Below are 25,070 nucleotides of genomic sequence, written 5' to 3'. Positions count from 1 at the left end.
TTACACCGTATGCAGGTACCAGTTGTATTCGAGATCCGAGATCGATACTTCAAACTCTGACAGCTCACTTTCCTTGCAGGCGACAAAGACATCGATGTAGTCCGGGCTGATGTACTTGTTCAGCACTTCGCTGTCATCCAGCTCGCGCAGTGCGTCGCGCAAGTTGTTTGGCAAGCTCTGCTCCAGTTGCTCGTAGGAGTTGCCTTCCACCGGCGCACCCGGCTCGATCTTGTTGGTCAGGCCGTGATGAATGCCGGAGAGAATTGCCGCCATCATCAAGTACGGGTTGGCATCAGCACCGGCAACACGGTGCTCGATGCGCACTGCGTCAGCACTGCCGGTGGGTACGCGCAGGGCTACAGTACGGTTGTCCAGGCCCCAGCTTGGCGCATTCGGCACATAGAACTGGGCACCGAAACGCCGGTACGAGTTGACGTTCGGGCAGAGAAAAGCCATCGACGCCGGCAGGGTTTCCAACACGCCACCAATGGCGTGGCGCAGCGCGTCGTTCTGCTCGGGCTCATCACTGGTGAAGATGTTCTTGCCGGTTTTCTTGTCCAGCAACGAGATATGCACGTGCAAACCGTTGCCCGCCTGGCCAGGGTACGGCTTGGCCATGAAAGTGGAGTCCATTTCATGGTCGTAGGCGATGTTCTTGATCAGACGCTTGAGCAGGACCGCGTAGTCGCAGGCCTTGATCGCATCTTCGACGTGATGCAGGTTGACCTCGAACTGTGCCGGGGCGCTTTCCTTGACGATGGCGTCAGCCGGGATGTCCTGCTCTTTGGCCGCTTCAAGCATGTCCTGCAGGCAATCGACGTACTCGTCCAGATCATCGATCAGGTAGACCTGAGTCGACTGCGGACGCTTACCCGAGATCGGCGAACGGGGCGGCTGTGGGCGGCCATTCACGTTGTCCTGATCGATCAGGTAGAACTCCAGCTCGAAGGCGGCGCAGATGGTCAGGCCCAGCGCATCGAACTTCTCCACCACGCTGCGCAGCACTTCTCGCGGGTCAGCGAAGAAAGGGGTGCCATCCAGCTCGTGCATGGTCATCAGCAGCTGCGCGGTAGGACGCTTCTGCCAAGGCTCATAGCTCAGCGTGCCGGGAATGGGAAAGCAAATACGGTCGGCATCACCGATATCCAGGCCCAGGCCGGTGCTTTCCACGGTCGAGCCGTTGATATCCAGCGCAAACAGCGACGCCGGCAGATTGATACCTTTTTCGTAAACCTTGTGCAGGCTCGCACGCTCGATTCGCTTTCCGCGCACGACACCGTTCATGTCGGAAATGAGCAGGTCCACGAACTGGACTTCAGGATAAGCCTGGAGAAACTCGCTCATCTCGCTGGAAGGGCTGGCGCACGGGGAGACCGACGTCATGGCTATGCATCCTTTGATTTTTATCGGGCGACAATATGAAGGGGTGTTGCAGGCGCCCTGTGGGCGTCGATGGTTGGTTTATTTTTCTAGTATTCCCATCGTGGGAAACAGCCGAATGAACATCCTTGTGCGCTGCACTCGGCACTCTGGCCGGCGGCGAGGTTGATTCGCGGCTGCTGCTTCACTATAGAATGGCCTCAACGCAACAGACATTGGCATTTCGGCAAGCTAAGAGTGCACTCATGCAATATCAGGTCAGCCATACCGATCTCACCCTGGTGCTCGCCCTGGTTCGCGGGCGATCCCTGGCAAAAGCTGCCGAACTGCTCAAGGTGGACGTATCGACCGTCTTTCGCTCGATTCGCAGGCTCGAGGCCTCACTGGGCAAGGCGCTGTTCGATAAAAGCCGCAAGGGCTACGTCCCCACTGGCACAGCTCAAGCGCTGGCGGAGCAAGCCGAGCGCGCCGAACAGGCACTGGATGCGGCCCAGGTGGCGGTGGAACACGGCGACCAGGTGGTCAGCGGCACCGTGCGCCTGACCTGCACCGAAGCGGTATTGCACAGCCTGCTGCTGCCGGCGCTGGCCCATTTCATGCCAACCTACCCGGCGCTGTCGCTGGAGCTGGCAACCTCCAACTCCTTCGCCAACCTCAGCCGACGCGATGCCGATGTCGCCCTGCGACTGACCAACTCCCCCCCCGAGCACCTGGTCGGTCGCTGCCTGGGCACGGCCTCCTACCTTGTTTATGGGCACGCCGATTATCGCCAGCGCCTGGCAGAGGCTCCGGCATCACTGCCCTGGATCGCACTGGACGACTCGATGTCCGATCATGCCTCGGTGGTCTGGCGCGAGCAGCACCTACCTGGCGTGGTACCACGCTACCGCTGCAGCAGCATGGCCGCCGTCGCGCAACTGGTAGGTGCAGGGCTGGGCGTCGCAGCGCTGGCTGACTACATGGCCGACAGCCTCCCCGGGGTGGAGCGGCTGAGCGATGCCCTGCCCGGCTGCGATACCGAACTCTGGCTGCTGACTCGCCCCGACTGCCGCGCACTGCGCTCAGTACAGACGCTGTTCGACGAACTGACCCCACGCTTGCGCGCGGCGATGGGCGAGTAGCACGAGGGAGTTGTGCTAACCCCACGCAAATGGTTATCGTCTGCTCTAACGCTAAAACTCTCGGCCAAAGCATGCCGCCTGAGCGAGAACTGAAATCAGCGCTTCCCTATTGGCTGGTGATTTTTTAAACTACCGAGTCCGCTCGCCCATCCGGGCTGCTTGCCTATTGCATTTGCTACGAGGAATACCATGGCCCGCGTGACCGTTGAAGATTGCCTGGACAACGTCGATAACCGTTTCGAGCTGGTCATGCTCGCCACCAAGCGTTCCCGCCAGCTGGCAACCGGTGGCAAGGAACCCAAAGTGGCCTGGGAAAACGACAAGCCAACCGTAGTTGCACTGCGTGAAATCGCTGCCGGCCTGGTCGACAACGAATTCGTCGCTCAAGAAGATGTGGTCGTTGAAGAGCCTATCTTTGCCGCATTTGAAGACGAGGCCAACGAGGCCGTCTAAGTTCATGCCTGGTCGACATTGCACGGCGCAAGGCACCAGCCATCGGCAGGAGGTAGTACGTTGCCGAGCATAGATGCCCTTGCCGATCGCCTGTCGACCTACCTCGGCGCTGACCAGGTCAACCTGGTGCGCCGAGCGTATTTCTACGCCGAACAAGCCCACGATGGCCAACGCCGTCGCAGCGGCGAACCTTACGTTACCCATCCCCTTGCGGTAGCGAGCATTCTTGCCGACATGCACATGGACCATCAGAGCCTGATGGCCGCCATGCTGCACGACGTGATCGAAGACACCGGTATCGCCAAGGAAGCGCTTTCAGCGCAATTTGGCGAAACTGTCGCCGAACTGGTCGACGGGGTCAGCAAGCTGACCCAGATGAACTTCGAAACCAAGGCCGAGGCCCAAGCGGAAAACTTCCAGAAAATGGCCATGGCCATGGCCCGGGACATCCGCGTGATTCTGGTCAAGCTGGCCGACCGCCTGCACAACATGCGCACCCTGGAAGTGCTGTCCGGCGAGAAGCGCCGACGCATCGCCAAGGAAACCCTGGAAATCTACGCCCCCATCGCCAACCGCCTGGGCATGCACGCCGTGCGCGTGGAATTCGAAGACCTGGGTTTCAAGGCCATGTACCCGATGCGCTCCGCACGCATCCATCAGGCGGTGAAACGCGCCCGCGGCAACCGCAAGGAACTCGTCAACAAGATCGAAGAATCGCTCAGCCATTGCCTGGCGGTCGACGGGATCGAAGGCGAAGTCAGCGGGCGACAGAAACACCTCTATGGCATCTACAAAAAGATGCGCGGCAAACGCCGGGCCTTCAACGAGATCATGGATGTCTACGCGTTCCGCATCGTCGTCGACAAGGTCGACACCTGCTACCGCGTACTCGGTGCAGTTCACAACCTGTACAAGCCGCTGCCGGGTCGCTTCAAGGATTACATCGCGATCCCCAAGGCCAACGGCTACCAGTCACTGCACACCACGCTGTTCGGCATGCACGGTGTTCCCATCGAAATCCAGATCCGCACCCGCGAAATGGAAGAGATGGCCAACAACGGTATCGCCGCCCACTGGCTGTACAAATCCAGTGACGACGAACAGCCAAAAAGTACCCATGCCCGTGCCCGTCAGTGGGTCAAGGGCGTGCTGGAGTTGCAGCAACGTGCAGGCAACTCCCTTGAATTCATCGAGAGCGTGAAGATCGACCTGTTCCCGGACGAGGTCTACGTGTTCACGCCCAAAGGCCGCATCATGGAGCTACCCAAGGGCTCCACGGCGGTCGACTTCGCCTATGCCGTGCACACCGACGTCGGCAACAGCTGCATTGCCTGCCGTATCAATCGTCGCCTGGCACCGCTATCCGAGCCACTGCAGAGCGGCTCGACCGTCGAGATCGTCAGTGCGCCAGGGGCACGGCCAAACCCGGCCTGGCTCAACTTCGTGGTGACCGGCAAAGCCCGTACGCACATCCGTCACGCGCTCAAGCTACAACGCCGCTCCGAGTCGATCAGCCTTGGTGAGCGCCTGCTGAACAAAGTGCTCCATGGTTTCGACAGCGCACTGGAGAAAATCCCTCAGGAACGCATCCAGGCCATGCTCAGCGAATACCGCCTGGAACTGATCGAAGACCTGCTCGAAGACATCGGCCTGGGCAATCGCATGGCCTATGTCGTGGCTCGCCGCCTGCTGTCCAGCGAAGGCGAGCAGTTGCCAAGCCCTGAAGGCCCGCTGGCCATCCGCGGCACCGAAGGCCTGGTGCTGAGCTATGCCAAATGCTGCACACCGATTCCGGGCGACCCCATCGTCGGCCACCTGTCGGCCGGCAAAGGCATGGTCGTGCACCTGGAAAACTGCCGCAACATCAGCGAAATCCGCCACAACCCGGAAAAGTGCATCCAGCTCTCCTGGGCCAAGGACGTCACCGGCGAATTCAATGTGGAGTTGCGCGTCGAACTGGAACACCAGCGCGGCCTGATTGCCCTGCTAGCCAGCAGCGTCAACGCTGCCGACGGCAACATCGAGAAAATCAGCATGGACGAACGCGATGGTCGCATCAGCGTGGTCCAACTGGTGGTCAGCGTACACGACCGCGTACACCTGGCCCGCGTGATCAAGAAACTGCGTGCACTGACTGGTGTGATTCGCATCACCCGCATGCGCACGTAGCCCGACAACAGCAAGGAGTCATCCATGACCAAGACCGTCATCACCAGTGACAAGGCCCCAGCGGCCATCGGCACCTACTCTCAGGCGATCAAGGCCGGCAACACCGTTTACATGTCCGGGCAGATCCCGCTCGATCCAAAAACCATGGAACTGGTTGAAGGCTTCGAAGCCCAGACCGTCCAGGTGTTCGAGAACCTGAAAGCCGTCGCCGAAGCTGCTGGCGGTTCGTTCAAGGACATCGTCAAGCTGAACATCTTCCTGACTGACCTGAGCCACTTCGCCAAGGTCAACGAAGTCATGGGCCGCTACTTCGAACAGCCTTACCCTGCTCGCGCCGCCATCGGCGTTGCCGCACTGCCTCGCGGCTCGCAAGTAGAAATGGACGCGATCCTGGTCCTCGAGTAATGCCCCAGATGGCGAACCTTGCAGGGTTCGCCATCGCTTTTCCCTGAAAGGACCCCGCCATGCGCTACGCGCTCGTCCTGTCGTTTGTTGCCGCCCTGCTCGGTGGCTGCGCCAGTCATAAACCTGAAGATTTCAACGGCATCTGGATCAACCAGAACGCCATCAATGCGGCCGCCAAAGGCGGCAACCTGCGTCAGGCCTTGCAAAGCAACGGCCCGAACCTGGAGTGGCGTATCAATACCGCCGCCAACCAGGCCCTGGTTACCAGCGGCTTTGAACTCAGCGAAGCTAAACTGCAGCCCGCCGACAAGGGCTGGAACGCTGTGTTTTATCCCAACTACAGCATTGGCCTGACCCTGGATGGCGACGAACTGGTCCAGGCGGCCAGCGAAAACGACCCAGAGCAGCGCTTCCATAAAGCCGACAAGCCACAGCTCGACGCACCGCCCCGCACGACGTTTGAACTGGCCCTCTATGAGGCCTACCTCAAAGGTGACTGGTCAATCGTCGAAGGCCCAGGCCAAGGCGCGACCATGAAGTTCAGCCCCAATGGCAGCCTCGAGGGCATGCCGAACCTGGACCGCTACGCCCTGTGCCTGGACGGCGACTGCGCCACCATGACCGGCGAGTACGACAGCCTGTGGCTGGAGAAGAACCAGCAGGGTAGCCCGTGGATCTTCAAGCGTGATGGCAAGACACTGGAAATTTTCCAGGCCATCAACCAGGCCCGCGACGACGAGATGCCTGAACTTCGTCCAGGCGCCCGCCGCTGGCTGCTGGAGCGTAAGTAAACCCGGGGCGCGTCAATCGCGCCCTGCAAGGATTGCCGCGTAGCCTTCCTGATAACTCGGGTAACGCGGGACCCAACCCAGCGAGCGTGCTCGCGCGTTCCGGCAGCGCTTGCTGCCTGTGCGCCGCACGCGCTCCTGTTCCGACCATTGGGTGACACCCAGGTATTCCCGCAACCAGGCCACCACCTCGAACAGTGGTGCTGGCGCGTCGTCCACACCGATGTAGCAATCTTCCAACGCTCGCCCCTCGCTGTCCGCCTGTAACAGGTACGCCAGCAACCCGGCAGCGTCCTCGGCATGAATCCGGTTGCCATACAACGGCGGCGTCTCGGTCACCCGGTAACCTTGGCGCACCTGCGTCAACAACCACTCACGCCCAGGGCCATAGATGCCGGTCAGACGCACAATCGTCGCCGGTACGGCGCTGTTCAAGGCCACCTGCTCGGCTTCGAGCATCAGCCGCCCCGAATAGCCCTCAGGTTCAGTGGCCGAGGTTTCATCAACCCACTCCCCATCCTTTTGCGCATAGACACTGCTACTGGACACAAACAGCAACCGTCGTGGCTGCTGCCCCTGCTCGCCAAGCCAACCCAGCACATGCCGCAAGCCATCGACATACGCCGCCCGATAACCCGCCTCATCGTGCTGGCTAGCCGCCACGCAATAGACCAGATAGTCCGGCGCAACCTTCGGCCAGGCGGGAGGGCACGAGGCATTGCTCAGGTCAGCAGCAATTCCGCTGACTCCTGCAGGCAACTGCGCGATGTTTCTGCGCAGGCCGCTTACCTGCCAGTGCGCAGCTTGCAATTGGGTCGCCAGGCGGCCACCGACATCGCCACAACCGACAATCAAAACAGAGGGCGCAGACATCTCGAAACTCCGGTTATCAAAGGCACAGCCTATCTGCGAAAATCGATAGGTAGCTAGAGAATATGGAAGAAAGTTACTTTATTACTTTTGCTAACAAGAATTACTTGCAATAATGGCAACCCAATTTGTTCTCGGCCTGCCTCGAGGCCTGGAGAGCATCCACCTCTTTCTTTTTCATCAGGTCGGGCCAGCATGACACGTATCCCTTCTTCCGCTTTGCCAACCCCGTCGCGCGCCTGGCGCACTATCGCCGCGCTGATGTTCAGCCTGGTACTGGCGCCTGCGGCCATGGCCGATGAGCCAGCTGTACAACACAGCTCGCCAGCGGCAGCGGTTGCCCCTGCTGCACCCGCTACGCCTGGCGCCGAAACAGCTGCCGAATCCGCCGCCCCTGCCGTAGCACCCGTAGAAGGCCACGCCAGCGAAGGTGCAGCAGCCGTTGCCGAAGACACCAGCCTGGGCATGGCCCACGATCTGTCGCCGTGGGGCATGTACAAAAACGCCGACGTGGTGGTCAAGGCGGTCATGATCGGTCTGGCCATTGCCTCGATCATCACCTGGACCATCTGGATTGCCAAAGGCCTGGAGCTGATGGGCGCCAAACGTCGCCTGCGGGGTGACATCGCCCTGCTGAAGAAATCCTTGAGCCTCAAGGAAGCCAGCGGCGTTGCCAATACCGAAGGCACCCTGGCCCACCTGCTGGTCCATGATGCCCTCGAAGAAATGCGCCTTTCGACCAATACCCGCGAGAAAGAAGGCATCAAGGAGCGTGTCAGCTTCCGCCTGGAGCGCCTGGTCGCCGCCAGCGGTCGCAACATGAGCAGCGGCACCGGCGTGCTGGCAACCATCGGCTCCACTGCCCCCTTCGTCGGGCTGTTCGGTACGGTCTGGGGCATCATGAACAGCTTCATCGGCATCGCCAAGACCCAGACCACCAACCTGGCTGTGGTCGCCCCCGGCATCGCCGAAGCCCTGCTGGCGACGGCCCTGGGCCTGGTTGCAGCGATTCCTGCGGTGGTCATCTACAACGTCTTCGCCCGCTCCATCGCCGGCTACAAGGCACAGGTTTCCGACGCGTCGGCCCAGGTACTGCTGCTGGTCAGCCGCGATCTGGACCAACAGCCAGGCGAGCGTATCGCTCAGCCACACATGGTGAAAGTGGGGTAAGCGATGGGCCTGCATCTTAACGAGGGCGGCGACGATCTCGCCGAAAACCACGAAATCAACGTCACGCCGTTCATCGACGTGATGCTGGTGCTGCTGATCATCTTCATGGTCGCAGCTCCCCTGGCCACCGTCGATATCAAGGTCGATCTGCCCGCCTCCACGGCCAAGCCGGCACCGCGGCCGGAGAAACCGGTCTTCCTCAGCGTGAAGGCCGATCAAAACCTGTATGTCGGCGACGAGCAGGTTCAGCGTGAGCAACTCGGCGCTGTACTCGACGCCAGGACCAAAGGCGACAAGGACACCACCATCTTCTTCCAGGCCGACAAAGGCGTCGACTACGGAGACCTGATGGAGGTGATGAATGCCCTGCGGGCGGCCGGCTACCTGAAGGTCGGCCTGGTCGGACTTGAGACGGCAGCCAAGAAATGATCAAGACGCGGCATAAACTGACGCGTTACGGCGGTAGCCTGGCGATTGTGCTGGCGGTGCATGCCGTTGCCGTCCTGCTGATGCTCAACTGGTCGGTGCCTCAGGCCATTGAGCTGCCACCGGCAGCAATGATGGTTGCAATGGCCCCGATGCCGGAGCCGGCACCACCGCCTCCGCCCAAGGTCGTGACACCGCCACAGCCACCGGCACCGGTCGAAGCCCCGCCAATGCCGAAACTGGCCGAGGCGCCAAAGCCGAAGATCGCCGTACCAAAACCGGACAAGCCAAAGGCGAAGCCACAACCACCGAAACCGGAGAAAAAGCCGGAGCCTGTGGAGCAAAAGCCGGCAGAAGAGAAAGCCGTCGATACACCGCCGAGCACCGCGCCCGCGCAGCAATCCGCCGCGCCCAAGCCGAGCATCGCGAGCAACAGCAACGCCTTGCCCACGTGGCAAAGCGACCTGTTGCGCCATCTGGGCAAGTACAAGCGCTACCCGGAAGACGCGCGTCGACGTGGGCTGCAAGGCATCAACCGGCTACGTTTCGTGGTCGATGGCGAAGGAAGGATTCTGTCCTACTCCCTGGCCGCTGGTTCGGGCAGTGCAGCGCTGGACCGTGCGACGCTGGACATGATCCGCAAGGCTCAACCGGTACCCGCGCCGCCAAAAGAGCTTCTCAACAATGGCAGTATCGAAGTGGTTGCCCCATTCGTTTACTCGCTGGACAGACGCTGAACGGGTAATCCTGTCATAAACAGGCAAGTCTGATAACGTGCGTCTATCGAGTGCAGCCGCTATGCTGGGGCCGCAACTTCTTGGACGCACGTTATGACCCTTACAGAATTACGCTACATCGTCACCCTCGCTCAGGAGCAGCACTTCGGCCACGCCGCCGAGCGCTGCCATGTCAGCCAACCGACCCTGTCGGTGGGCGTGAAAAAGCTGGAGGACGAGCTTGGCGTACTGATTTTCGAGCGCAGCAAGAGCGCCGTGCGCCTCACGCCGGTGGGTGAAAGCATCGTCGCGCAAGCCCAGAAAGTACTGGAGCAGGCTCAAGGCATCCGCGAGCTGGCCCAGGCAGGCAAAAATCAGCTGACTGCACCGCTGAAGGTCGGCGCCATCTACACCGTCGGCCCCTACCTGTTTCCGCACCTGATTCCGCAACTGCACCGGGTCGCCCCGCAGATGCCGTTGTACATTGAAGAAAACTTCACTCACGTGCTGCGCGACAAGCTGCGCAATGGCGAACTGGATGCGGTGATCGTTGCCCTGCCGTTCAATGAAGCCGATGTGCTGACCCTGCCGCTGTACGACGAACCGTTCTACGTACTGATGCCCAGCGAGCACCCCTGGACGCAGAAGCAAACCATCGATGCCAGCCTGCTCAACGACAAGAGCCTGCTGTTGCTGGGCGAAGGTCACTGCTTCCGAGACCAGGTACTGGAAGCCTGTCCCACCCTGAACAAGGGCAGCGATGCGGCCAAGCACACCACGGTCGAGTCCAGCTCGCTGGAAACCATCCGTCATATGGTCGCCTCCGGCCTCGGTGTCTCGGTGCTGCCACTGTCGGCGGTCCACAGTCATCACTATGCACCCGGCATCATTGAAGTTCGCCCGTTGAGCCCGCCAGCGCCGTTTCGCACCGTGGCCATTGCCTGGCGTGCGAGCTTCCCGCGGCCAAAGGCTATCGAGATCCTCGCCGACTCGATCCGCCTGTGCTCGGTGGCCAAGCCACCCGTCAGCCAGTAAGCAGCCATGACCGAGTTGTCCAAGGTATCGGTCACTGCGCTGAAGGGCGTAGGCGAAGCCATGGCGGAAAAGCTCGCCAAGGTCGGTCTGGAAAACCTTCAGGATGTGCTCTTCCACCTGCCACTGCGCTATCAGGATCGCACCCGGGTCGTCCCGATCGGGGCCTTGCGCCCTGGCCAGGACGCCGTGATCGAAGGGGTGGTCAGCGGTGCCGACGTGGTCATGGGCAAACGCCGCAGCCTGCTGGTGCGTCTAGGCGACGGCAGTGGCGTGCTGAGCCTGCGCTTCTATCATTTCAGCAATGCGCAGAAGGAAGGCCTCAAGCGCGGAACGCACCTGCGCTGCTACGGCGAGGCCCGTCCGGGCGCATCAGGGCTGGAGATCTACCACCCGGAGTACCGCGCCCTTACAGGCGATGAACCGGCACCGGTGGAACAGACCCTGACACCGATCTACCCCACCACCGAAGGCCTGACCCAACAGCGTCTGCGCCAGCTCTGCCAACAGAGCCTGGCGATGCTTGGCCCGCGCAGCCTGCCCGACTGGTTACCCGAGGAGCTGGCCCGCGACTACCAACTGGCGCCGCTGGACGATGCGATCCGCTACCTGCATCACCCTCCCGCCGATGCCGACGTCGACGAACTCGCCCTGGGCCAGCACTGGGCTCAGCACCGCCTGGCCTTTGAAGAGCTGTTGACCCATCAACTATCCCAGCAGCGCCTGCGCGAAAGCCTCAGGGCCCAACGGGCTCCCGCACTGCCCAAGGCCAGCCGGCTGCCACAGCAATACCTGGCCAACCTGGGCTTTGCTCCCACCGGCGCCCAACAGCGGGTCGGCAACGAGATTGCCTACGACCTGAGCCAACCCGAGCCCATGCTGCGGCTTGTTCAGGGGGACGTCGGCGCTGGCAAGACCGTTGTTGCTGCGCTCGCCGCCCTGCAGGCCTTGGAGGCCGGCTACCAAGTGGCACTGATGGCGCCGACCGAGATTCTGGCAGAGCAGCACTTCATTACCTTCAAGCGCTGGCTGGAGCCGCTGGGCATCGAAGTCGCCTGGCTGGCGGGCAAGCTCAAAGGCAAGGCACGCGCTTCGGCCCTGGAGCAGATCGCAGGCGGCGCACCGATGGTGGTCGGTACCCACGCCCTGTTCCAGGACGAAGTAAAGTTCCACAACCTGGCGCTGGTGATCATCGACGAACAGCACCGCTTCGGTGTCCAGCAGCGCTTGGCCTTGCGCCAGAAAGGCGTGGGTGGCCGGCTCTGCCCCCATCAATTGATCATGACCGCAACACCCATTCCACGCACCCTGGCCATGAGCGCGTATGCCGACCTGGACACCTCGATCCTCGACGAGCTGCCGCCTGGACGTACCCCGGTCAACACCGTACTGGTGGTCGACAGCCGCCGCCTTGAAGTGGTCGAGCGCGTGCGCGCCGCCTGCGCTGAAGGCCGTCAAGCCTACTGGGTCTGCACCCTGATCGAAGAGTCCGAGGAGCTGACCTGCCAGGCCGCCGAAACCACCTTTGAAGAACTCAGCAGCGCCTTGGGCGAATTGCGCGTCGGCCTGATTCACGGGCGCATGAAACCTGCGGAGAAGGCCGCCGTCATGGCCGAATTCAAGGAAGGCCGTCTGCAACTGCTGGTGGCGACGACGGTCATCGAAGTCGGCGTAGACGTCCCCAACGCCAGCCTGATGATCATCGAAAACCCCGAACGCCTTGGCCTGGCCCAATTGCACCAGTTGCGCGGGCGCGTGGGCCGTGGCAGTGCCGTCAGCCACTGTGTGCTGCTCTACCATCCGCCGTTGTCGCAGATCGGCCGCGAACGCCTGGGAATCATGCGGGAAACCAACGACGGGTTCGTCATCGCCGAAAAAGACCTTGAGCTGCGCGGTCCTGGCGAGATGCTGGGTACCCGTCAGACCGGCCTGCTGCAGTTCAAGGTCGCCGACCTGATGCGTGACGCCGACCTGCTGCCTGCTGTGCGCGATGCGGCACAGGCACTATTGGCTCGTTGGCCAACACATGTCAGCCCGCTGCTCGAACGCTGGCTGCGCCATGGCCAGCAGTATGGCCAGGTGTAATCCGCCCGACGGAATCGATCCAGCTCACGGTGCAAGCTGGTTATACTCTCGCGACTGTAAAGAATTTGGATACAGACCATGACTGAAGTTGCACTGGACGCCGCAACCCCCCAAGCCCCGTCTGTTATCCGGTTGCTGCTCGACAAACTGGATATCGCCTACCGTGAAGTGACCGAGCACCCACAGCTGCCGCCCGAGCGTCGGGTGCAGGCTGTACTGCTCGACGATGCAGTCGGTGCGCTGATGGTGTTGTTTCCGCAGAACCAGCTACTGGACCTCAAGCGCCTTACCGAACTGACCGGGCGTGATCTTGCCGCCGTGCCGTTGAAACGCCTGGAGCAGATGCTGGCCAAGCACGGCCTGAAGATTCTGCCGGGCATTCCGGCCCTTACCAGTTCGCCCTGCCTGTACGAAGAAAGCTTGCTGGACGTGCCGAGCCTGCTGATTCATTCAGGTGAAGCCGGCGTGCTGCTGGAAATTGAACGTGACACGTTCAAGAGAATGCTCAGCAAGGCCAGTGCCGGGCGCTTCGGCGAACTGCTGAGCAGTATTCAGCCCAACCTCGACCGCCCGGATGATGACCGCGAGGAGATCACCCAGGCTGTCCATGCGTTCACCGCACGGCGCATCCAGCAGCGTCTGGAATCGACCATCGAGATTCCACCGCTGGCAGAAACGGCGCAGAAAATCATCAAGTTGCGGGTCGATCCCAACGCCACCATCGACGACATCACCGGCGTAGTGGAAACCGATCCGGCACTGGCTGCTCAGGTAGTCAGTTGGGCAGGATCACCGTACTACGCTTCACCGGGCAAGATTCGCTCGGTGGAAGACGCCATCGTCCGCGTGCTGGGCTTCGACCTGGTGATCAACCTGGCTCTCGGTCTGGCCCTGGGCAAAACCCTCAGCCTGCCCAAAGATCACCCACAACAGACCACACCGTACTGGCAGCAATCGATCTACACCGCAGCTGTCATCGAAGGCCTGACCCGCGCCATGCCTCGTGCCGAGCGGCCGGAGGCTGGGCTGACTTACCTCGCCGGGCTACTGCACAACTTTGGCTATCTGCTGCTGGCGCATGTGTTCCCGCCGCATTTCTCACTGATCTGCCGGCATCTGGAGGTCAACCCGCACCTGTGTCACAGCTATGTCGAGAAGCATCTGCTGGGCATCAGCCGCGAACAGATCGGTGCCTGGCTGGTGCGTTTCTGGGACTTGCCGGACGAACTGGCCACGGCCCTGCGCTTCCAGCATGACCCACATTACGACGGTGACCACGCTGCATTCCCCAACCTGGTTTGCCTGGCCGTTCGCCTGCTGCGCGCCCGCGGCATCGGCTCAGGGCCGGAAGAAAGCATCCCGGATGAGTTGCTTGAGCGCCTGGGCATGAGCCGCAGCAAGGCCGAAGATGTGGTCAACAAGGTACTTGAAGCCGAGTCGCTGTTGCGCGAGCTGGCCTCACAGTTCAACCAGACCTGACCACGTGGCCTGGCCCTCGGCGGTCAGGCCTGCTTTTTCGGTTTCAGGAACTTGGTCAGGCCTTGGAACCAGACCACCAGGGCCGGATTACCCTTGATCTGAATGCTCTTGTCCTGAATCCCCTGCATGAAAGCCAACTGCTTGTTCTTGGCCTGCAACGTGGCAAAACCGTAGGCCGCATCCTTGAAGGCTATCGCAAACGCCGGCTGCGGATGGGTGCCGGCCTTGCTGCTGACGCGAAGGTCCTTGACGATGAAATGCCGAGCGACCTTGCCATCCAGGGTCTGCAGTTGAAACACCAGGTTCTTGTCGGTCAGTTGCTGCTGGAACGCTGGGTTGTTACGACTGGCCTTGGCCATGAGCAATCCCAGAGCCCAGAGAAGAAAGCGAAACTTCATGTGCACGCCTCGGCTAAAAAGTGACTGGCGAAGCAGTTTATAGTCTCGCTGCGAAAACACCATACGCCTTCCAGCTTTTCACAAAGGCGCCCGGCAATTGTCGTGAAAGCCGCCAAAACGGTGTGTTTCAATAACACGCCGGAGCAGGCAAATAAAAACGGGCGCCGCCTGGGCACCCGTTTTTCATGACATCAGTTGCCTGGAGGCATCATGGGTTGACGCTGTCCTTGAGGAACTTGCCAGGTTTGAACGCGACGGTATTGCTGGCCTTGATCTTCACCGGCTCGCCGGTTTGCGGGTTCTTGCCCGTACGGGCACCACGATGGCGTTGCAGGAAGGTGCCGAAACCCACCAGGGTCACACTGTCTTTGCGGTGCAGGGCGCTGGTGATCTCTTCGAGTACGGCGTTGAGCACGCGATTGGCCTGCTCTTTGGTGAGGTCAGCCTTTTCAGCAATAGCTGCGGCGAGTTCTGGTTTACGCATAGTGAAGCCTCTTTGACGGATTTTTTGTTGTTATGCCGTGCTGCTCCCAGGGAGCAGCGCCCAAGGGGCCGCAGGCTCTAAACTGCGGCAGACGGGTGTGAGAATGGCACGCCGCCCAAAGCCGCGCCAGTCTCTGAGCGACCTTTGTGTTGGCAAAGGAGAGGTAAATCCGACAAAACGCCCGGTATTCACGCCATCAGCGCGGGCAACTGGCGGTTCAGCGCCAGTTTTTCCATCACCGCAGTACCGGTCAGTGCGTAGCCCAACAGGTTCCCATCGGCATCATGGCACAGCACCTTGAGGTCAGCACCCTGCCCTTCGACCTGCCATTGCCCCTCGCTGCCACGCGGCGGCGGTGAAATCACCAGCGGGCATACCGGTGTTTTCACCGTGATCGGCATAGGCCCATAGCTAACCGTTGTCAGCGTGCCCGCAAGGGTCTGGGCCAAGGCACGTGCACAGCTCATCAATGGCATCACATAGAGCAGGTTGAGCCCATCCACTTCGGCACAGTCGCCCAGCGCGTAGATGTTCGCATGCGAGGTGCGCAATGTACGGTCGACCACCACGCCACGGTTCACCAACAGGCCCGCCGCCGCAGCCAGATCAATACGTGGGCGCAACCCGACCGCCGATACCACCAGGTCGCAGGCAATCACTCGGCCATCGGACAGGTGGGCTTCCAGGCCATCCGCTGCGCGCTGCAGACGGGTCAGTACCGGGCCAAGGTGAAAGCGCACACCCAACCCCTCCAGGCCAGCCTGCACGGCTCGGGCCGCCGCCGGGTGCAGCAGGGTGGGCATGACCTGCTCGCACGGCGCGACCAGCTCGACCTGATAACCACCACTGCTCAGGTCGTTGGCGAACTCGCAACCGATCAGGCCGGCACCGAGAATCAGCACCCGCTGCTTGCCTGCGGCAGCAGCCCGAAAGCGCGCATAGTCTTCCAGATCGTTGATCGGGAAAATCGCCTCGCTCGCATCGCCGTCAACCGATACCCGCACGGTTTCCGCGCCCCAGGCCAGGATCAGGTCCCGATAGGCCACGGCCTCTTCGCCAATCCACACCCGCTTGTGCCCTGGATCGATGCCGCTGATACGGGTGTGCGTGCGCACTTCCGCCTTGAGCTGTTCAGCCATGGCGCCAGGCTCGGCCATGCTCAGGCCATCAGCATCCTTCTGCTTGGCAAAGCCGGTGGACAGCATGGGCTTGGAATAGGAGCGCCCGTCATCGGCGGTGATCAGCAGCAACGGCGTTTCGCCGTCGAGCTTGCGAAACTCACGGGCGAGGTTGTATCCCGCAAGACCCGTACCGACAATCACCACTGGAGCCGTCATGAAGTGCTTCCTTGTACGTTAAAAAATCGATCAGCCGATGGCGATCATTTCGAAATCGCTCTTGCCCACACCGCAGTCCGGGCACAACCAGTCTGCAGGCACATCTTCCCAGCGGGTACCCGGCTCGATACCGTCATCCGGCCAGCCTTCGGCCTCGTCGTAAATCAGCCCACACACCACACATTGCCACTTTTTCATTGCTAAGGTTCCTACTCAGGCTTGGCGTGGTCGCTCTGCAACGTGCGGTGGCGACCATCAGGAAGGCTTTGTACTGGAGGGCGACGCCACGATGCAAGCCGGAACGGGCAATCATGCTAAGCTCGCCACCTCACTGGCCTGTAACCGCATACCTACCGTGCCGTACGAAACTTCGCTAGCGCCTACTCCGTACTGGCAGCCACAGTCGCTGCCGACCGCCTCTGTCGACGCGCCAACCCTCGACTGGTTGTTCGACCAAGGTTCCCTGACCCGTCGACTGACTCAATTATCCGCCGATCAATTCTGCGTGACACCCCTTTGCGAAGGCTGGCAGATGCTCCGCGACGATGAGTGCCAGGCACTCGGGCTGGCACCTGGCAGCGAAGGCTGGGTACGCGAAGTGTACTTGCTCGGGCAAGACCAGCCCTGGGTGTTCGCCCGCAGCGTGGCGGCCCGCAGTGCACTGGAAGAGGATGGGCTGGACCTGGAGAGCCTTGGCAGTCGGTCGCTCGGCGAACTGTTGTTTTGTGATCGCGGGTTTACCCGCCAGGCCATTGAAGTATGCCGCTACCCTTCGGCCTGGCTACCGCCGGATGCTGCCTGTGATCGACTGTGGGCAAGGCGTTCTCGCTTCGACCGTGGCGCGTTGAGCGTTTTGGTTGCTGAAACTTTTCTACCGGCGCTGTGGCACGCCGCGAATATCCGTCAGGAGGACTGCTGATGTACCTGAGCCTGCTCAAGTCCCTCAATCGCCTGCACCCCCGTGCCTGGGACTTCATCCAACTGAGCCGGATGGACAAGCCAATCGGCATCTACCTGCTGCTCTGGCCGACCTTGTCTGCCATATGGATCGCCGGCAAGGGCTCGCCGTCGCTGGCCAACGTGCTGATTTTCACCCTCGGGGTCGTCCTGATGCGGGCAGCAGGCTGCGCGATCAACGACTTCGCCGACCGCAAGGTCGATGGCCATGTCAAACGCACCGCCGAACGGCCATTGGCCAGCGGCAAGATCAGCGGCCGCGAAGCCCTGACGTTGTTCGCCCTGCTGGTAGGCGTAAGCTTCGCACTGGTGCTGTGCACCAATACCACCACGGTCTGGCTGTCGTTCGGCGCAGTGGCGCTGGCATCCTGCTACCCGTTCATGAAGCGCTATACCTACTACCCACAGGTAGTCCTGGGTGCGGCCTATTCATGGGGCATTCCCATGGCCTTCACCGCCGAAACCGGCGAGCTGCCGGCCATCGCCTGGCTTCTGTACATTGCCAATCTGCTCTGGACCGTAGGCTACGACACCTACTACGCCATGGTTGACCGTGATGACGACCTGAAAATCGGGGTCAAGTCCACCGCCATCCTGTTCGGCGAAGCCGACCGGTTCATCATTGTGACGCTTCAGGGGTTGTCGCTGGCCTGCCTGCTGATGGCCGGCAATCGTTTCGGCCTCGGTGGCTGGTTCCACCTGGGGCTGGTGGCCGCGGCACTGTGCTTTGCCTGGGAATACTGGTCGACCCGCAAACTGGATCGCGAGTCATGCTTCAAGGCCTTCCTGCACAACCACTGGGCAGGCCTGCTGGTGTTTATCGGTATCGTGCTCGACTACGCACTACGCTGACCGCCCTTGGGCGGTCAGCATTTGGGCGGCGCTCAGGGTTTGGCCACGTGCCAGACGTCCTTCATACCGTCGCCAAACATATCGCCGGCTTTCTTGTCATTGATAAAGGTGTACACCGGCTTGCCATCGTAGGCCCACTGCATCGTACCGTCATCACGCTTGATCTGCGTCCATTCACCCTCGGCTTTCTCGCCGGCCTTGACCATCAGCGGCGGCCAGTTCTTGGCACACTCACCACTGCACATCGACTTGCCCCCCATATCCTTGTCAAAGGTATAAAGGGTCATGCCATGTGCATCGACAAGCATGCCGTCCTTTTCCATGGCATATTCGGCCAAGGCCACCCCCGGCAAGGCCAGTGCCGCTACCGTGAAAAGCGCCATCCAGTTCAGCGTATGTCGTGTCATTGGATCCACCTTCTGTTCTCGGGAGTGAGCTTTAAGCCTAGCTCAGTAACAGAATGTTGCTGCAAGCGCCTACGACCTGTCACACGACTGCAATAATTCCGTTATCTAATGCGGGCCAAGACACCTGAATGGTAAGAGGTTAAAGCATGGTTGGCAGAAACATTCTAATCGTCGACGACGAAGCGCCGATTCGCGAGATGATCGCCGTTGCATTGGAAATGGCCGGCTATGAATGCCTTGAAGCAGAAAATTCGCAGCAGGCGCATGCCATCATCGTCGACCGCAAGCCCGACCTGATCCTGCTCGACTGGATGCTGCCTGGCACCTCGGGCATCGAACTGGCCCGACGCCTGAAGCGCGATGAACTGACTGGCGACATCCCGATCATCATGCTCACTGCCAAGGGTGAGGAAGACAACAAGATCCAGGGGTTGGAAGTCGGCGCTGACGACTACATCACCAAGCCATTCTCGCCACGAGAGCTGGTGGCACGCCTCAAAGCCGTGTTGCGCCGCGCCGGCCCAAGTGACGGCGAAGCACCCATCGAAGTGGGTGGGTTGCTGCTCGATCCGATCAGCCACCGCGTAACCATCGATGGCAAACCTGCCGAAATGGGGCCGACCGAATACCGCTTGCTGCAGTTCTTCATGACCCACCAGGAGCGCGCCTACACCCGTGGTCAGCTGCTTGATCAGGTCTGGGGCGGAAACGTCTACGTTGAAGAGCGCACTGTCGATGTGCATATTCGTCGCCTGCGCAAAGCGCTGGGTGAAGCCTACGAGAATCTGGTACAAACCGTTCGTGGCACCGGCTACCGTTTTTCGACTAAAAGCTGAAGCGTCAACGCGCGCATCGGCTTGCAGCGCGCAGCTGCCTCTGGAAAGGATGTTCCGCTAATTGAACCAGAACTGGCATGGCACACTGATTCGCCACATGTTGCTGTTGATCACGGTCTGCCTGCTGGCAGGCCTTGTCAGCGGCTATTATGGATGGAGCCTGGCGCTGGGCCTGGGGCTCTATCTGGGCTGGACCTTAAAGCAACTCCTGCGCCTGCACGAATGGCTGCGGCTGCATCAGGTCGACGAAGCGCCGCCCGATGGCTACGGCCTGTGGGGCGAGGTTTTCGATAGCATCTATCACCTGCAACGTCGCGATCAGCGCGTTCGCGGACGCCTGCAAGCGGTCATCGACCGCGTTCAGGAGTCGACCGCCGCACTGAAGGATGCGGTGATCATGCTCGACAGCGACGGTAACCTGGAGTGGTGGAACCGTGCCGCAGAAACCCTACTGGGCCTCAAGACCCCACAGGACAGCGGCCAACCGGTCACCAACCTGGTTCGCCATCCTCGCTTCAAGGAGTACTTCGAACAGGAGAACTACCTTGAACCCTTGGAAATTCCCTCGCCGATCAATGACCGCCTGCGCGTGCAGCTGCACATCACCCGCTACGGCAACAACGAGCATTTGATGCTCGTGCGCGATGTCACCCGCATTCATCAGCTTGAACAGATGCGCAAGGACTTCGTCGCCAACGTGTCCCACGAACTGCGCACACCGCTGACGGTAATAGCCGGTTACCTGGAAACCCTGCTGGACAACGTCGAAGACGTCAACCCGCGCTGGGTACGGGCGCTGCAACAGATGCAGCAGCAAGGTGGGCGGATGCAAACCCTGCTCAACGACCTGCTGCTGCTCGCCAAGCTGGAAGCCACCGACTACCCCTCGGACAACCAACCGGTGGCGATCAATGCCCTGCTGCAGTCGATCAAAGGTGACGCCAAAGCCTTGTCCGGGCAACGCAACCAGAACATCACGCTGGAAACCGAAGGCGACGTGTACCTCAAAGGCAGCGAAGCAGAACTGCGCAGCGCCTTTTCCAACCTGATCTTCAACGCCGTGAAATACACCCCGGATGGCGGCCAGATCCGCATCCGCTGGTGGAGCGATAGCCAAGGTGCGCACCTGAGCGTGCAGGACTCCGGGATCGGCATCGACCCCAAGCACCTGCCGCGCCTGACTGAGCGTTTCTACCGGGTCGACTCCAGCCGTGCCTCCAATACCGGCGGCACCGGCCTGGGCCTGGCAATCGTCAAGCATGTGCTGCTGCGCCATCGTGGTCGCCTGGAGATCAGCAGCGTCCTGGGCCACGGCAGCACCTTTACCTGCCATTTTGCGGCCACACAACTGGCCCTGCAAAACGTCTCCTGAACGCGCGCCACTAGGCATTTGCGCCTTCAGCCGCTACATTGGCCCACTTGCGCCGACAGAAGTCGGCGCAGCATCTCTCTATTTCTTCAGAAGACGGACCCCTTAAAAATCCATCATGGACCCTTCCGCTGGTTTTAGCCTCGCTTCACTCTTCGCCGATTTCGGCATGATTCTCTTCGCGCTGCTACTGGTTCTGCTCAACGGCTTCTTCGTTGCCGCCGAGTTCGCCATGGTCAAGCTGCGCTCGACCCGGGTCGAGGCCATCGCTGATAAGAATGGCTGGCGCGGGCACATCCTACGCACCGTACACAGCCAACTGGACGCCTACCTGTCGGCCTGCCAACTCGGCATCACCCTCGCCTCGCTGGGCCTGGGCTGGGTCGGTGAGCCGGCTTTCGCTCACCTGCTCGAACCCCTGCTGGGCGCCGTTGGCGTGCAGTCGCCAGAAGTGATCAAGGCGGTCTCGTTCTTCAGTGCCTTCTTTGTCATTTCCTACCTGCACATCGTGGTCGGTGAGCTGGCGCCAAAATCCTGGGCCATTCGCAAGCCTGAGCTGTTGTCGCTGTGGACAGCCGTGCCGCTGTACCTGTTCTACTGGACGATGTACCCGGCGATCTACCTGCTCAACGCCAGTGCCAACGCCATCCTGCGGATCGCTGGCCAAGGCGAGCCTGGGCCACACCATGAGCACCACTACAGCCGAGAAGAACTCAAGCTGATCCTGCACTCAAGCCGTGGGCAAGACCCAAGCGACCAAGGCATGCGCGTATTGGCCTCGGCAGTGGAGATGGGTGAGCTGGAAGTCGTCGACTGGGCAAACTCCCGGGAAGACATGGTCAGCCTGGAAGCCAACGCCCCCCTCAAGGACATCCTGGCGATGTTCCGCCGACACAAGTTCAGCCGCTACCCGGTCTATGACACGGAGCGTGGTGAATTTATCGGCCTGCTGCATATCAAGGACCTGCTGCTGGAACTGGCCGACCTGGATCATATTCCGGAGTCCTTCAACCTGGCCGAGCTGACCCGACCACTGGAGCGCGTTTCCCGGCATATGCCGCTGTCGCAACTGCTGGAGCAGTTCCGCCAGGGCGGTGCGCACTTCGCCTTGGTCGAGGAAGCCGACGGCAAGGTCATCGGCTACCTGACCATGGAAGACGTACTGGAAGTGCTGGTCGGCGATATTCAGGACGAGCACCGCAAGGCCGAACGCGGCATTCTCGCCTACCAACCGGGCAAACTGCTGGTGCGGGGCGATACGCCGTTGTTCAAGGTTGAACGCCTGCTTGGCGTTGACCTGGACCACATCGAAGCCGAAACGCTCGCCGGGTTGGTCTATGAGACCCTCAAGCGGGTACCGGAAGAGGAAGAAGTGCTGGAAGTCGAAGGCCTGCGAATCATCATCAAAAAGATGAAAGGGCCGAAGATCGTGCTGGCCAAGGTTCTCAAGCTCGACTGACCGCACTGCGGGTTACCGGCAGGGTAACCCGCAGGATGGCCTGGTAGAACTGACCTGTAGGGCATGCAGCAGGCCCTACAGGCGTCGACGAGGCGGATCAGGCGCCGGGGGTGAAGTGCTTCTGCGCCGTACCCCGGGCAATCAGCCGCGAAACGTAGTCGAGCTTCTGCGCGTCCTGGTCGACGAAACGGAACGTAATCTGCAACCAGTCGCTGTCCGGCCTTGGCTCCAAGGCCGCTACCGCATGCAGGTAGCCGTTCAAGCGTGCGGTTTCAGCACTTTCGCCCTGCTCCAGGTCGAGCACCGCGCCTTCCAGCACTTGCGGCAGTGTCTCACTGCGGCGCACCACAATCAGGGCTTCCTTGAGGCTCAGGGCCTTGATCACACAGGGCTGAGTACCACTTGGCAAGCGCAGTTGGCCTTGACCACGACCGGCCGGAGCTGCCGCTTTGGCCTGTGGCGTGGGTGCATTGATCAGCGGCTTGGCTGGGGCAACCGCGGGTGCAGCCGTCGGCTTGACGGTTTCGGCCTTGCCGCCGGTCAGGGCGCTCAACGAATCATTGGCAAACGCGGAGTTGGCGCGGGTCGGCGCGCTGGACAGCAGTGCGTCGAGCTTGCCCACCTTGGACAAGGCTTTCTTGACCTTGGTCAGCAACTGCTCGTTCGTGAACGGCTTGCCGATAAAGTCCGAAACGCCAGCCTGGATAGCCTGGACAACGTTTTCTTTATCGCCACGGCTGGTCACCATGATGAAGGGCAACGCCTTCATCGACTCCTGCTGGCGACACCAGGTCAGCAGCTCAATACCCGACATTTCCGGCATTTCCCAGTCGCACAGCACCAGGTCAAAGGCCTCACGGGACAAGATTGCCTGAGCCTTGCGACCGTTGACCGCATCTTCGGTCACGATGCCGGGAAAGGCATTGCGCAGGCATTTCTTTACCAGATCGCGGATGAAGGGCGCATCATCCACCACCAAAACACTGACTTTACTCATCGCCACTCCTTTTCAACCCCGGCTAGCATAACGCTGACTGATGGCCATCTGCCAAAAACGGGTCACGCCGGGACTCTCTTGCGTTCGCGGGGTGCCACCTCACTTGCTCGACCGCAAACGAAAACGCCCGGCCAAGGCCGGGCGTTCATTCTCGGGGCAGTCTTACTTATCGTCCGATTTGCCGGGAACATTAGCCTTTTCGGCGCCGCCCTGAACCTCTTCTTTCATCCTTGCCAAGCCCAGATGGCGAACGTCGGTGCCGCGCACCAGATAAATCACCAGCTCGGCGATGTTGCGTGCGTGGTCACCGATACGCTCGAGCGAGCGCAACGCCCAGATCACGCTCAATACCCGCGAAATAGAACGCGGGTCTTCCATCATGTAGGTCACCAGCTCGCGCAGCGCCGTTTTGTACTCACGGTCGATGGTCTTGTCGTACTGGGCCACCGACAACGCCAGGTCGGCGTCGAAGCGGGCGAAAGCGTCCAGCGCATCACGAACCATGTTACGCACCTGGTCGCCAATGTGACGGACTTCGACATAACCGCGTGGCGACTCGCCCTCTTCGCACAGCTGGATGGCTCGACGGGCGATCTTGGTCGATTCGTCACCAATGCGCTCCAGGTCAATCACCGACTTGGAAATGCTGATGATCAAACGCAGGTCGGAGGCAGCCGGCTGTCGACGGGCCAGAATGCGTACGCACTCTTCGTCGATGTTGCGTTCCATCTGGTTGATCTGCTCGTCCACCTCACGCACCTGCTGGGCAAGGCCCGAGTCGGCCTCGATCAGCGCGGTCACCGCGTCGTTGACCTGTTTCTCGACCAGGCCACCCATCGCCAGGAGGTGGCTGCGCACTTCTTCAAGCTCGGCGTTGAACTGCTGGGAGATGTGATGGGTAAGGCTGTCTTTATCGATCATGGAGAATCCTTGGGGCATCCGGTGAATACGGTCAGGCGGCGTTCAGGCGCTGAGCCCTAGCCATAGCGACCGGTGATGTAGTCTTCGGTCTGTTTCTTCGCCGGGTTGGTGAACAGGGTGTCGGTATCACCAAACTCGACCAGTTTGCCCATGTACATGAACGCGGTGTAGTCCGATACCCGTGCAGCCTGTTGCATGTTGTGGGTGACGATGACGATGGTGTACTTGGATTTCAGTTCGTAGATCAGCTCTTCGACCTTCAGCGTGGAGATCGGGTCGAGTGCCGAACACGGTTCGTCAAGCAGCAAGACTTCCGGCTCAACGGCGATGGTACGGGCAATCACCAGACGCTGCTGCTGACCACCGGACAAACCCAGCGCCGACTCATGCAGGCGATCCTTGACCTCATCCCACAGTGCCGCGCCCTTGAGCGCCCACTCAACGGCCTCGTCGAGCACACGCTTCTTGTTGATGCCCTGAATACGCAGGCCGTAGACCACGTTCTCATAGATGGTCTTGGGGAACGGGTTCGGCTTCTGGAACACCATGCCGACGCGACGACGCAGCTCGGCGACATCCTCGCCCTTGCGGTAGATGTTGTTGCCATACAGGTTGATCGCGCCTTCGACACGGCAACCGTCGACCAGATCGTTCATCCGGTTGAAGGTTCGCAGCAGGGTCGACTTGCCGCAACCGGACGGGCCGATGAAGGCAGTAACGCGCTGCTTGGGAATATTCATGCTGACGTCAAACAGTGCCTGCTTCTCGCCGTAGTACAGGCTCAAACCCGGCACTTCGATGGCAACGGTTTCTTCCGCCAGGCGCAGGCTCTGCTTGTCGCGACCCAGGGCCGACATATCGATGCCGTGGGCGTGGGATTCATGCTGCATGGTTAGACTCCATACGCTATCAATTTCGTTTCATCGAACCGCCCGGCGACCGGGCGGCACTTGCAATTC

The 25,070-nt window shown here is 60.8% G+C and carries 26 protein-coding genes; 16 read left to right on the top strand and 10 right to left on the bottom strand.

Going from position 1 to position 25,070, the window contains the following annotated elements:
* Positions 1–1,383 (bottom strand): glutamine synthetase family protein, encoded by a 1,383-nt coding sequence (locus EKA13_RS04165; protein ID WP_065758145.1) that lies wholly within the window; start codon positions 1,381–1,383, stop codon positions 1–3.
* 242 nt (positions 1,384–1,625) lie between these two features.
* On the opposite strand from EKA13_RS04165, the gene EKA13_RS04160 reads away from it, so the two are divergent.
* The 5 genes from EKA13_RS04160 (at position 1,626) to EKA13_RS04140 (ending at position 6,319) form a co-directional block, all read left to right on the top strand.
* The gene (locus EKA13_RS04160) at positions 1,626–2,501 is read left to right on the top strand and encodes a LysR family transcriptional regulator (RefSeq protein WP_065758144.1); all 876 of its coding nucleotides are present in this window, start codon (positions 1,626–1,628) and stop codon (positions 2,499–2,501) included.
* Between the two features lie 189 nt (positions 2,502–2,690).
* A complete protein-coding gene (rpoZ, locus tag EKA13_RS04155; protein ID WP_065758143.1) occupies positions 2,691–2,954 on the top strand; it encodes a DNA-directed RNA polymerase subunit omega in 264 nt (87 codons plus the stop codon).
* A 60-nt stretch (positions 2,955–3,014) separates the two neighbouring features.
* Entirely contained in the window at positions 3,015–5,123 is a 2,109-nt protein-coding gene (gene spoT / locus EKA13_RS04150; RefSeq protein WP_065758142.1) for a bifunctional GTP diphosphokinase/guanosine-3',5'-bis pyrophosphate 3'-pyrophosphohydrolase, read from the top strand.
* A 24-nt stretch (positions 5,124–5,147) separates the two neighbouring features.
* The gene (locus EKA13_RS04145; protein WP_043861567.1) at positions 5,148–5,528 is read left to right on the top strand and encodes a RidA family protein; all 381 of its coding nucleotides are present in this window, start codon (positions 5,148–5,150) and stop codon (positions 5,526–5,528) included.
* Positions 5,529–5,587: 59 nt separating this feature from the next.
* Entirely contained in the window at positions 5,588–6,319 is a 732-nt protein-coding gene (locus EKA13_RS04140; protein WP_065758141.1) for a hypothetical protein, read from the top strand.
* A gap of 12 nt (positions 6,320–6,331) precedes the next feature.
* Here the strand turns inward: EKA13_RS04140 and EKA13_RS04135 are convergent, their stop codons facing one another.
* A complete protein-coding gene (locus EKA13_RS04135; RefSeq protein ID WP_065758140.1) occupies positions 6,332–7,189 on the bottom strand; it encodes an SDR family oxidoreductase in 858 nt (285 codons plus the stop codon).
* 192 nt (positions 7,190–7,381) lie between these two features.
* On the opposite strand from EKA13_RS04135, the gene exbB reads away from it, so the two are divergent.
* The 6 genes from exbB (at position 7,382) to EKA13_RS04105 (ending at position 14,094) form a co-directional block, all read left to right on the top strand.
* A complete protein-coding gene (gene exbB / locus EKA13_RS04130) occupies positions 7,382–8,356 on the top strand; it encodes a tonB-system energizer ExbB (protein ID WP_065758139.1) in 975 nt (324 codons plus the stop codon).
* Between the two features lie 3 nt (positions 8,357–8,359).
* Positions 8,360–8,785 carry a TonB system transport protein ExbD gene (exbD, locus tag EKA13_RS04125; RefSeq protein ID WP_065758138.1) on the top strand — a complete coding sequence of 142 codons (426 nt, stop codon included), beginning with the start codon at positions 8,360–8,362 and terminating at the stop codon, positions 8,783–8,785.
* Positions 8,782–9,519, top strand: coding sequence for an energy transducer TonB (locus tag EKA13_RS04120; protein WP_065758137.1), 738 nt, complete (start codon positions 8,782–8,784; stop codon positions 9,517–9,519). The genes exbD and EKA13_RS04120 overlap by 4 nt, the downstream gene beginning before the upstream one ends.
* 93 nt (positions 9,520–9,612) lie before the next feature.
* The gene (locus EKA13_RS04115) at positions 9,613–10,533 is read left to right on the top strand and encodes a hydrogen peroxide-inducible genes activator (protein ID WP_065758136.1); all 921 of its coding nucleotides are present in this window, start codon (positions 9,613–9,615) and stop codon (positions 10,531–10,533) included.
* Between the two features lie 6 nt (positions 10,534–10,539).
* A complete protein-coding gene (recG, locus tag EKA13_RS04110) occupies positions 10,540–12,615 on the top strand; it encodes an ATP-dependent DNA helicase RecG (RefSeq protein WP_065758135.1) in 2,076 nt (691 codons plus the stop codon).
* 78 nt (positions 12,616–12,693) lie between these two features.
* Positions 12,694–14,094 carry an aminoacyl-tRNA deacylase and HDOD domain-containing protein gene (locus tag EKA13_RS04105; protein WP_065758134.1) on the top strand — a complete coding sequence of 467 codons (1,401 nt, stop codon included), beginning with the start codon at positions 12,694–12,696 and terminating at the stop codon, positions 14,092–14,094.
* 23 nt (positions 14,095–14,117) lie between these two features.
* On the opposite strand, the gene EKA13_RS04100 is transcribed toward EKA13_RS04105, so the two are convergent.
* The 4 genes from EKA13_RS04100 to EKA13_RS04085 all read right to left on the bottom strand — a co-directional run bounded on the left by EKA13_RS04100 (position 14,118) and on the right by EKA13_RS04085 (position 16,511).
* Positions 14,118–14,492 carry a helicase gene (locus tag EKA13_RS04100; protein ID WP_065758164.1) on the bottom strand — a complete coding sequence of 125 codons (375 nt, stop codon included), beginning with the start codon at positions 14,490–14,492 and terminating at the stop codon, positions 14,118–14,120.
* Positions 14,493–14,700: 208 nt separating this feature from the next.
* Entirely contained in the window at positions 14,701–14,976 is a 276-nt protein-coding gene (locus EKA13_RS04095; RefSeq protein ID WP_065758133.1) for an HU family DNA-binding protein, read from the bottom strand.
* Between the two features lie 188 nt (positions 14,977–15,164).
* Positions 15,165–16,313 carry an NAD(P)/FAD-dependent oxidoreductase gene (locus EKA13_RS04090; RefSeq protein ID WP_065758132.1) on the bottom strand — a complete coding sequence of 383 codons (1,149 nt, stop codon included), beginning with the start codon at positions 16,311–16,313 and terminating at the stop codon, positions 15,165–15,167.
* A gap of 30 nt (positions 16,314–16,343) precedes the next feature.
* A complete protein-coding gene (locus EKA13_RS04085) occupies positions 16,344–16,511 on the bottom strand; it encodes a rubredoxin (protein WP_065758131.1) in 168 nt (55 codons plus the stop codon).
* Between the two features lie 157 nt (positions 16,512–16,668).
* On the opposite strand from EKA13_RS04085, the gene EKA13_RS04080 reads away from it, so the two are divergent.
* The gene (locus EKA13_RS04080) at positions 16,669–17,232 is read left to right on the top strand and encodes a chorismate--pyruvate lyase family protein (RefSeq protein WP_245704300.1); all 564 of its coding nucleotides are present in this window, start codon (positions 16,669–16,671) and stop codon (positions 17,230–17,232) included.
* Positions 17,232–18,122 (top strand): 4-hydroxybenzoate octaprenyltransferase, encoded by an 891-nt coding sequence (gene ubiA, locus EKA13_RS04075; RefSeq protein ID WP_065758130.1) that lies wholly within the window; start codon positions 17,232–17,234, stop codon positions 18,120–18,122. The genes EKA13_RS04080 and ubiA overlap by 1 nt, the downstream gene beginning before the upstream one ends.
* A 32-nt stretch (positions 18,123–18,154) precedes the next feature.
* Here ubiA and EKA13_RS04070 read toward each other — a convergent pair whose 3' ends face one another.
* On the bottom strand, positions 18,155–18,529 hold the full coding sequence (locus EKA13_RS04070; RefSeq protein WP_065758129.1) for a COG4315 family predicted lipoprotein: 375 nt from the start codon (positions 18,527–18,529) through the stop codon (positions 18,155–18,157).
* A gap of 146 nt (positions 18,530–18,675) precedes the next feature.
* Here EKA13_RS04070 and phoB point away from each other — a divergent pair, with 146 nt between their 5' ends.
* The 3 genes from phoB to EKA13_RS04055 all read left to right on the top strand — a co-directional run bounded on the left by phoB (position 18,676) and on the right by EKA13_RS04055 (position 22,193).
* Complete coding sequence (gene phoB, locus EKA13_RS04065) at positions 18,676–19,365, top strand: phosphate regulon transcriptional regulator PhoB (protein WP_065758128.1); 690 nt, start codon at positions 18,676–18,678, stop codon at positions 19,363–19,365.
* A 97-nt stretch (positions 19,366–19,462) separates the two neighbouring features.
* Positions 19,463–20,737 (top strand): phosphate regulon sensor histidine kinase PhoR, encoded by a 1,275-nt coding sequence (gene phoR / locus EKA13_RS04060; RefSeq protein ID WP_245704301.1) that lies wholly within the window; start codon positions 19,463–19,465, stop codon positions 20,735–20,737.
* A gap of 115 nt (positions 20,738–20,852) precedes the next feature.
* Positions 20,853–22,193, top strand: a complete 1,341-nt coding sequence (locus EKA13_RS04055; protein WP_065758126.1) for a hemolysin family protein — start codon at positions 20,853–20,855, stop codon at positions 22,191–22,193.
* A 97-nt stretch (positions 22,194–22,290) separates the two neighbouring features.
* On the opposite strand, the gene EKA13_RS04050 is transcribed toward EKA13_RS04055, so the two are convergent.
* The 3 genes from EKA13_RS04050 to pstB form a co-directional block, all read right to left on the bottom strand.
* On the bottom strand, positions 22,291–23,190 hold the full coding sequence (locus tag EKA13_RS04050; protein WP_065758125.1) for a response regulator: 900 nt from the start codon (positions 23,188–23,190) through the stop codon (positions 22,291–22,293).
* 162 nt (positions 23,191–23,352) lie between these two features.
* Complete coding sequence (gene phoU / locus EKA13_RS04045) at positions 23,353–24,111, bottom strand: phosphate signaling complex protein PhoU (protein ID WP_065758124.1); 759 nt, start codon at positions 24,109–24,111, stop codon at positions 23,353–23,355.
* A gap of 56 nt (positions 24,112–24,167) precedes the next feature.
* Complete coding sequence (gene pstB, locus EKA13_RS04040; protein WP_065758123.1) at positions 24,168–25,001, bottom strand: phosphate ABC transporter ATP-binding protein PstB; 834 nt, start codon at positions 24,999–25,001, stop codon at positions 24,168–24,170.
* Between the last annotated feature and the right edge of the window lie 69 nt (positions 25,002–25,070).

The organism is Pseudomonas defluvii, from assembly GCF_001695625.1.
GTDB lineage: Bacteria > Pseudomonadota > Gammaproteobacteria > Pseudomonadales > Pseudomonadaceae > Aquipseudomonas > Aquipseudomonas defluvii.
This window is presented reverse-complemented; position numbering and strand designations above follow the sequence as displayed.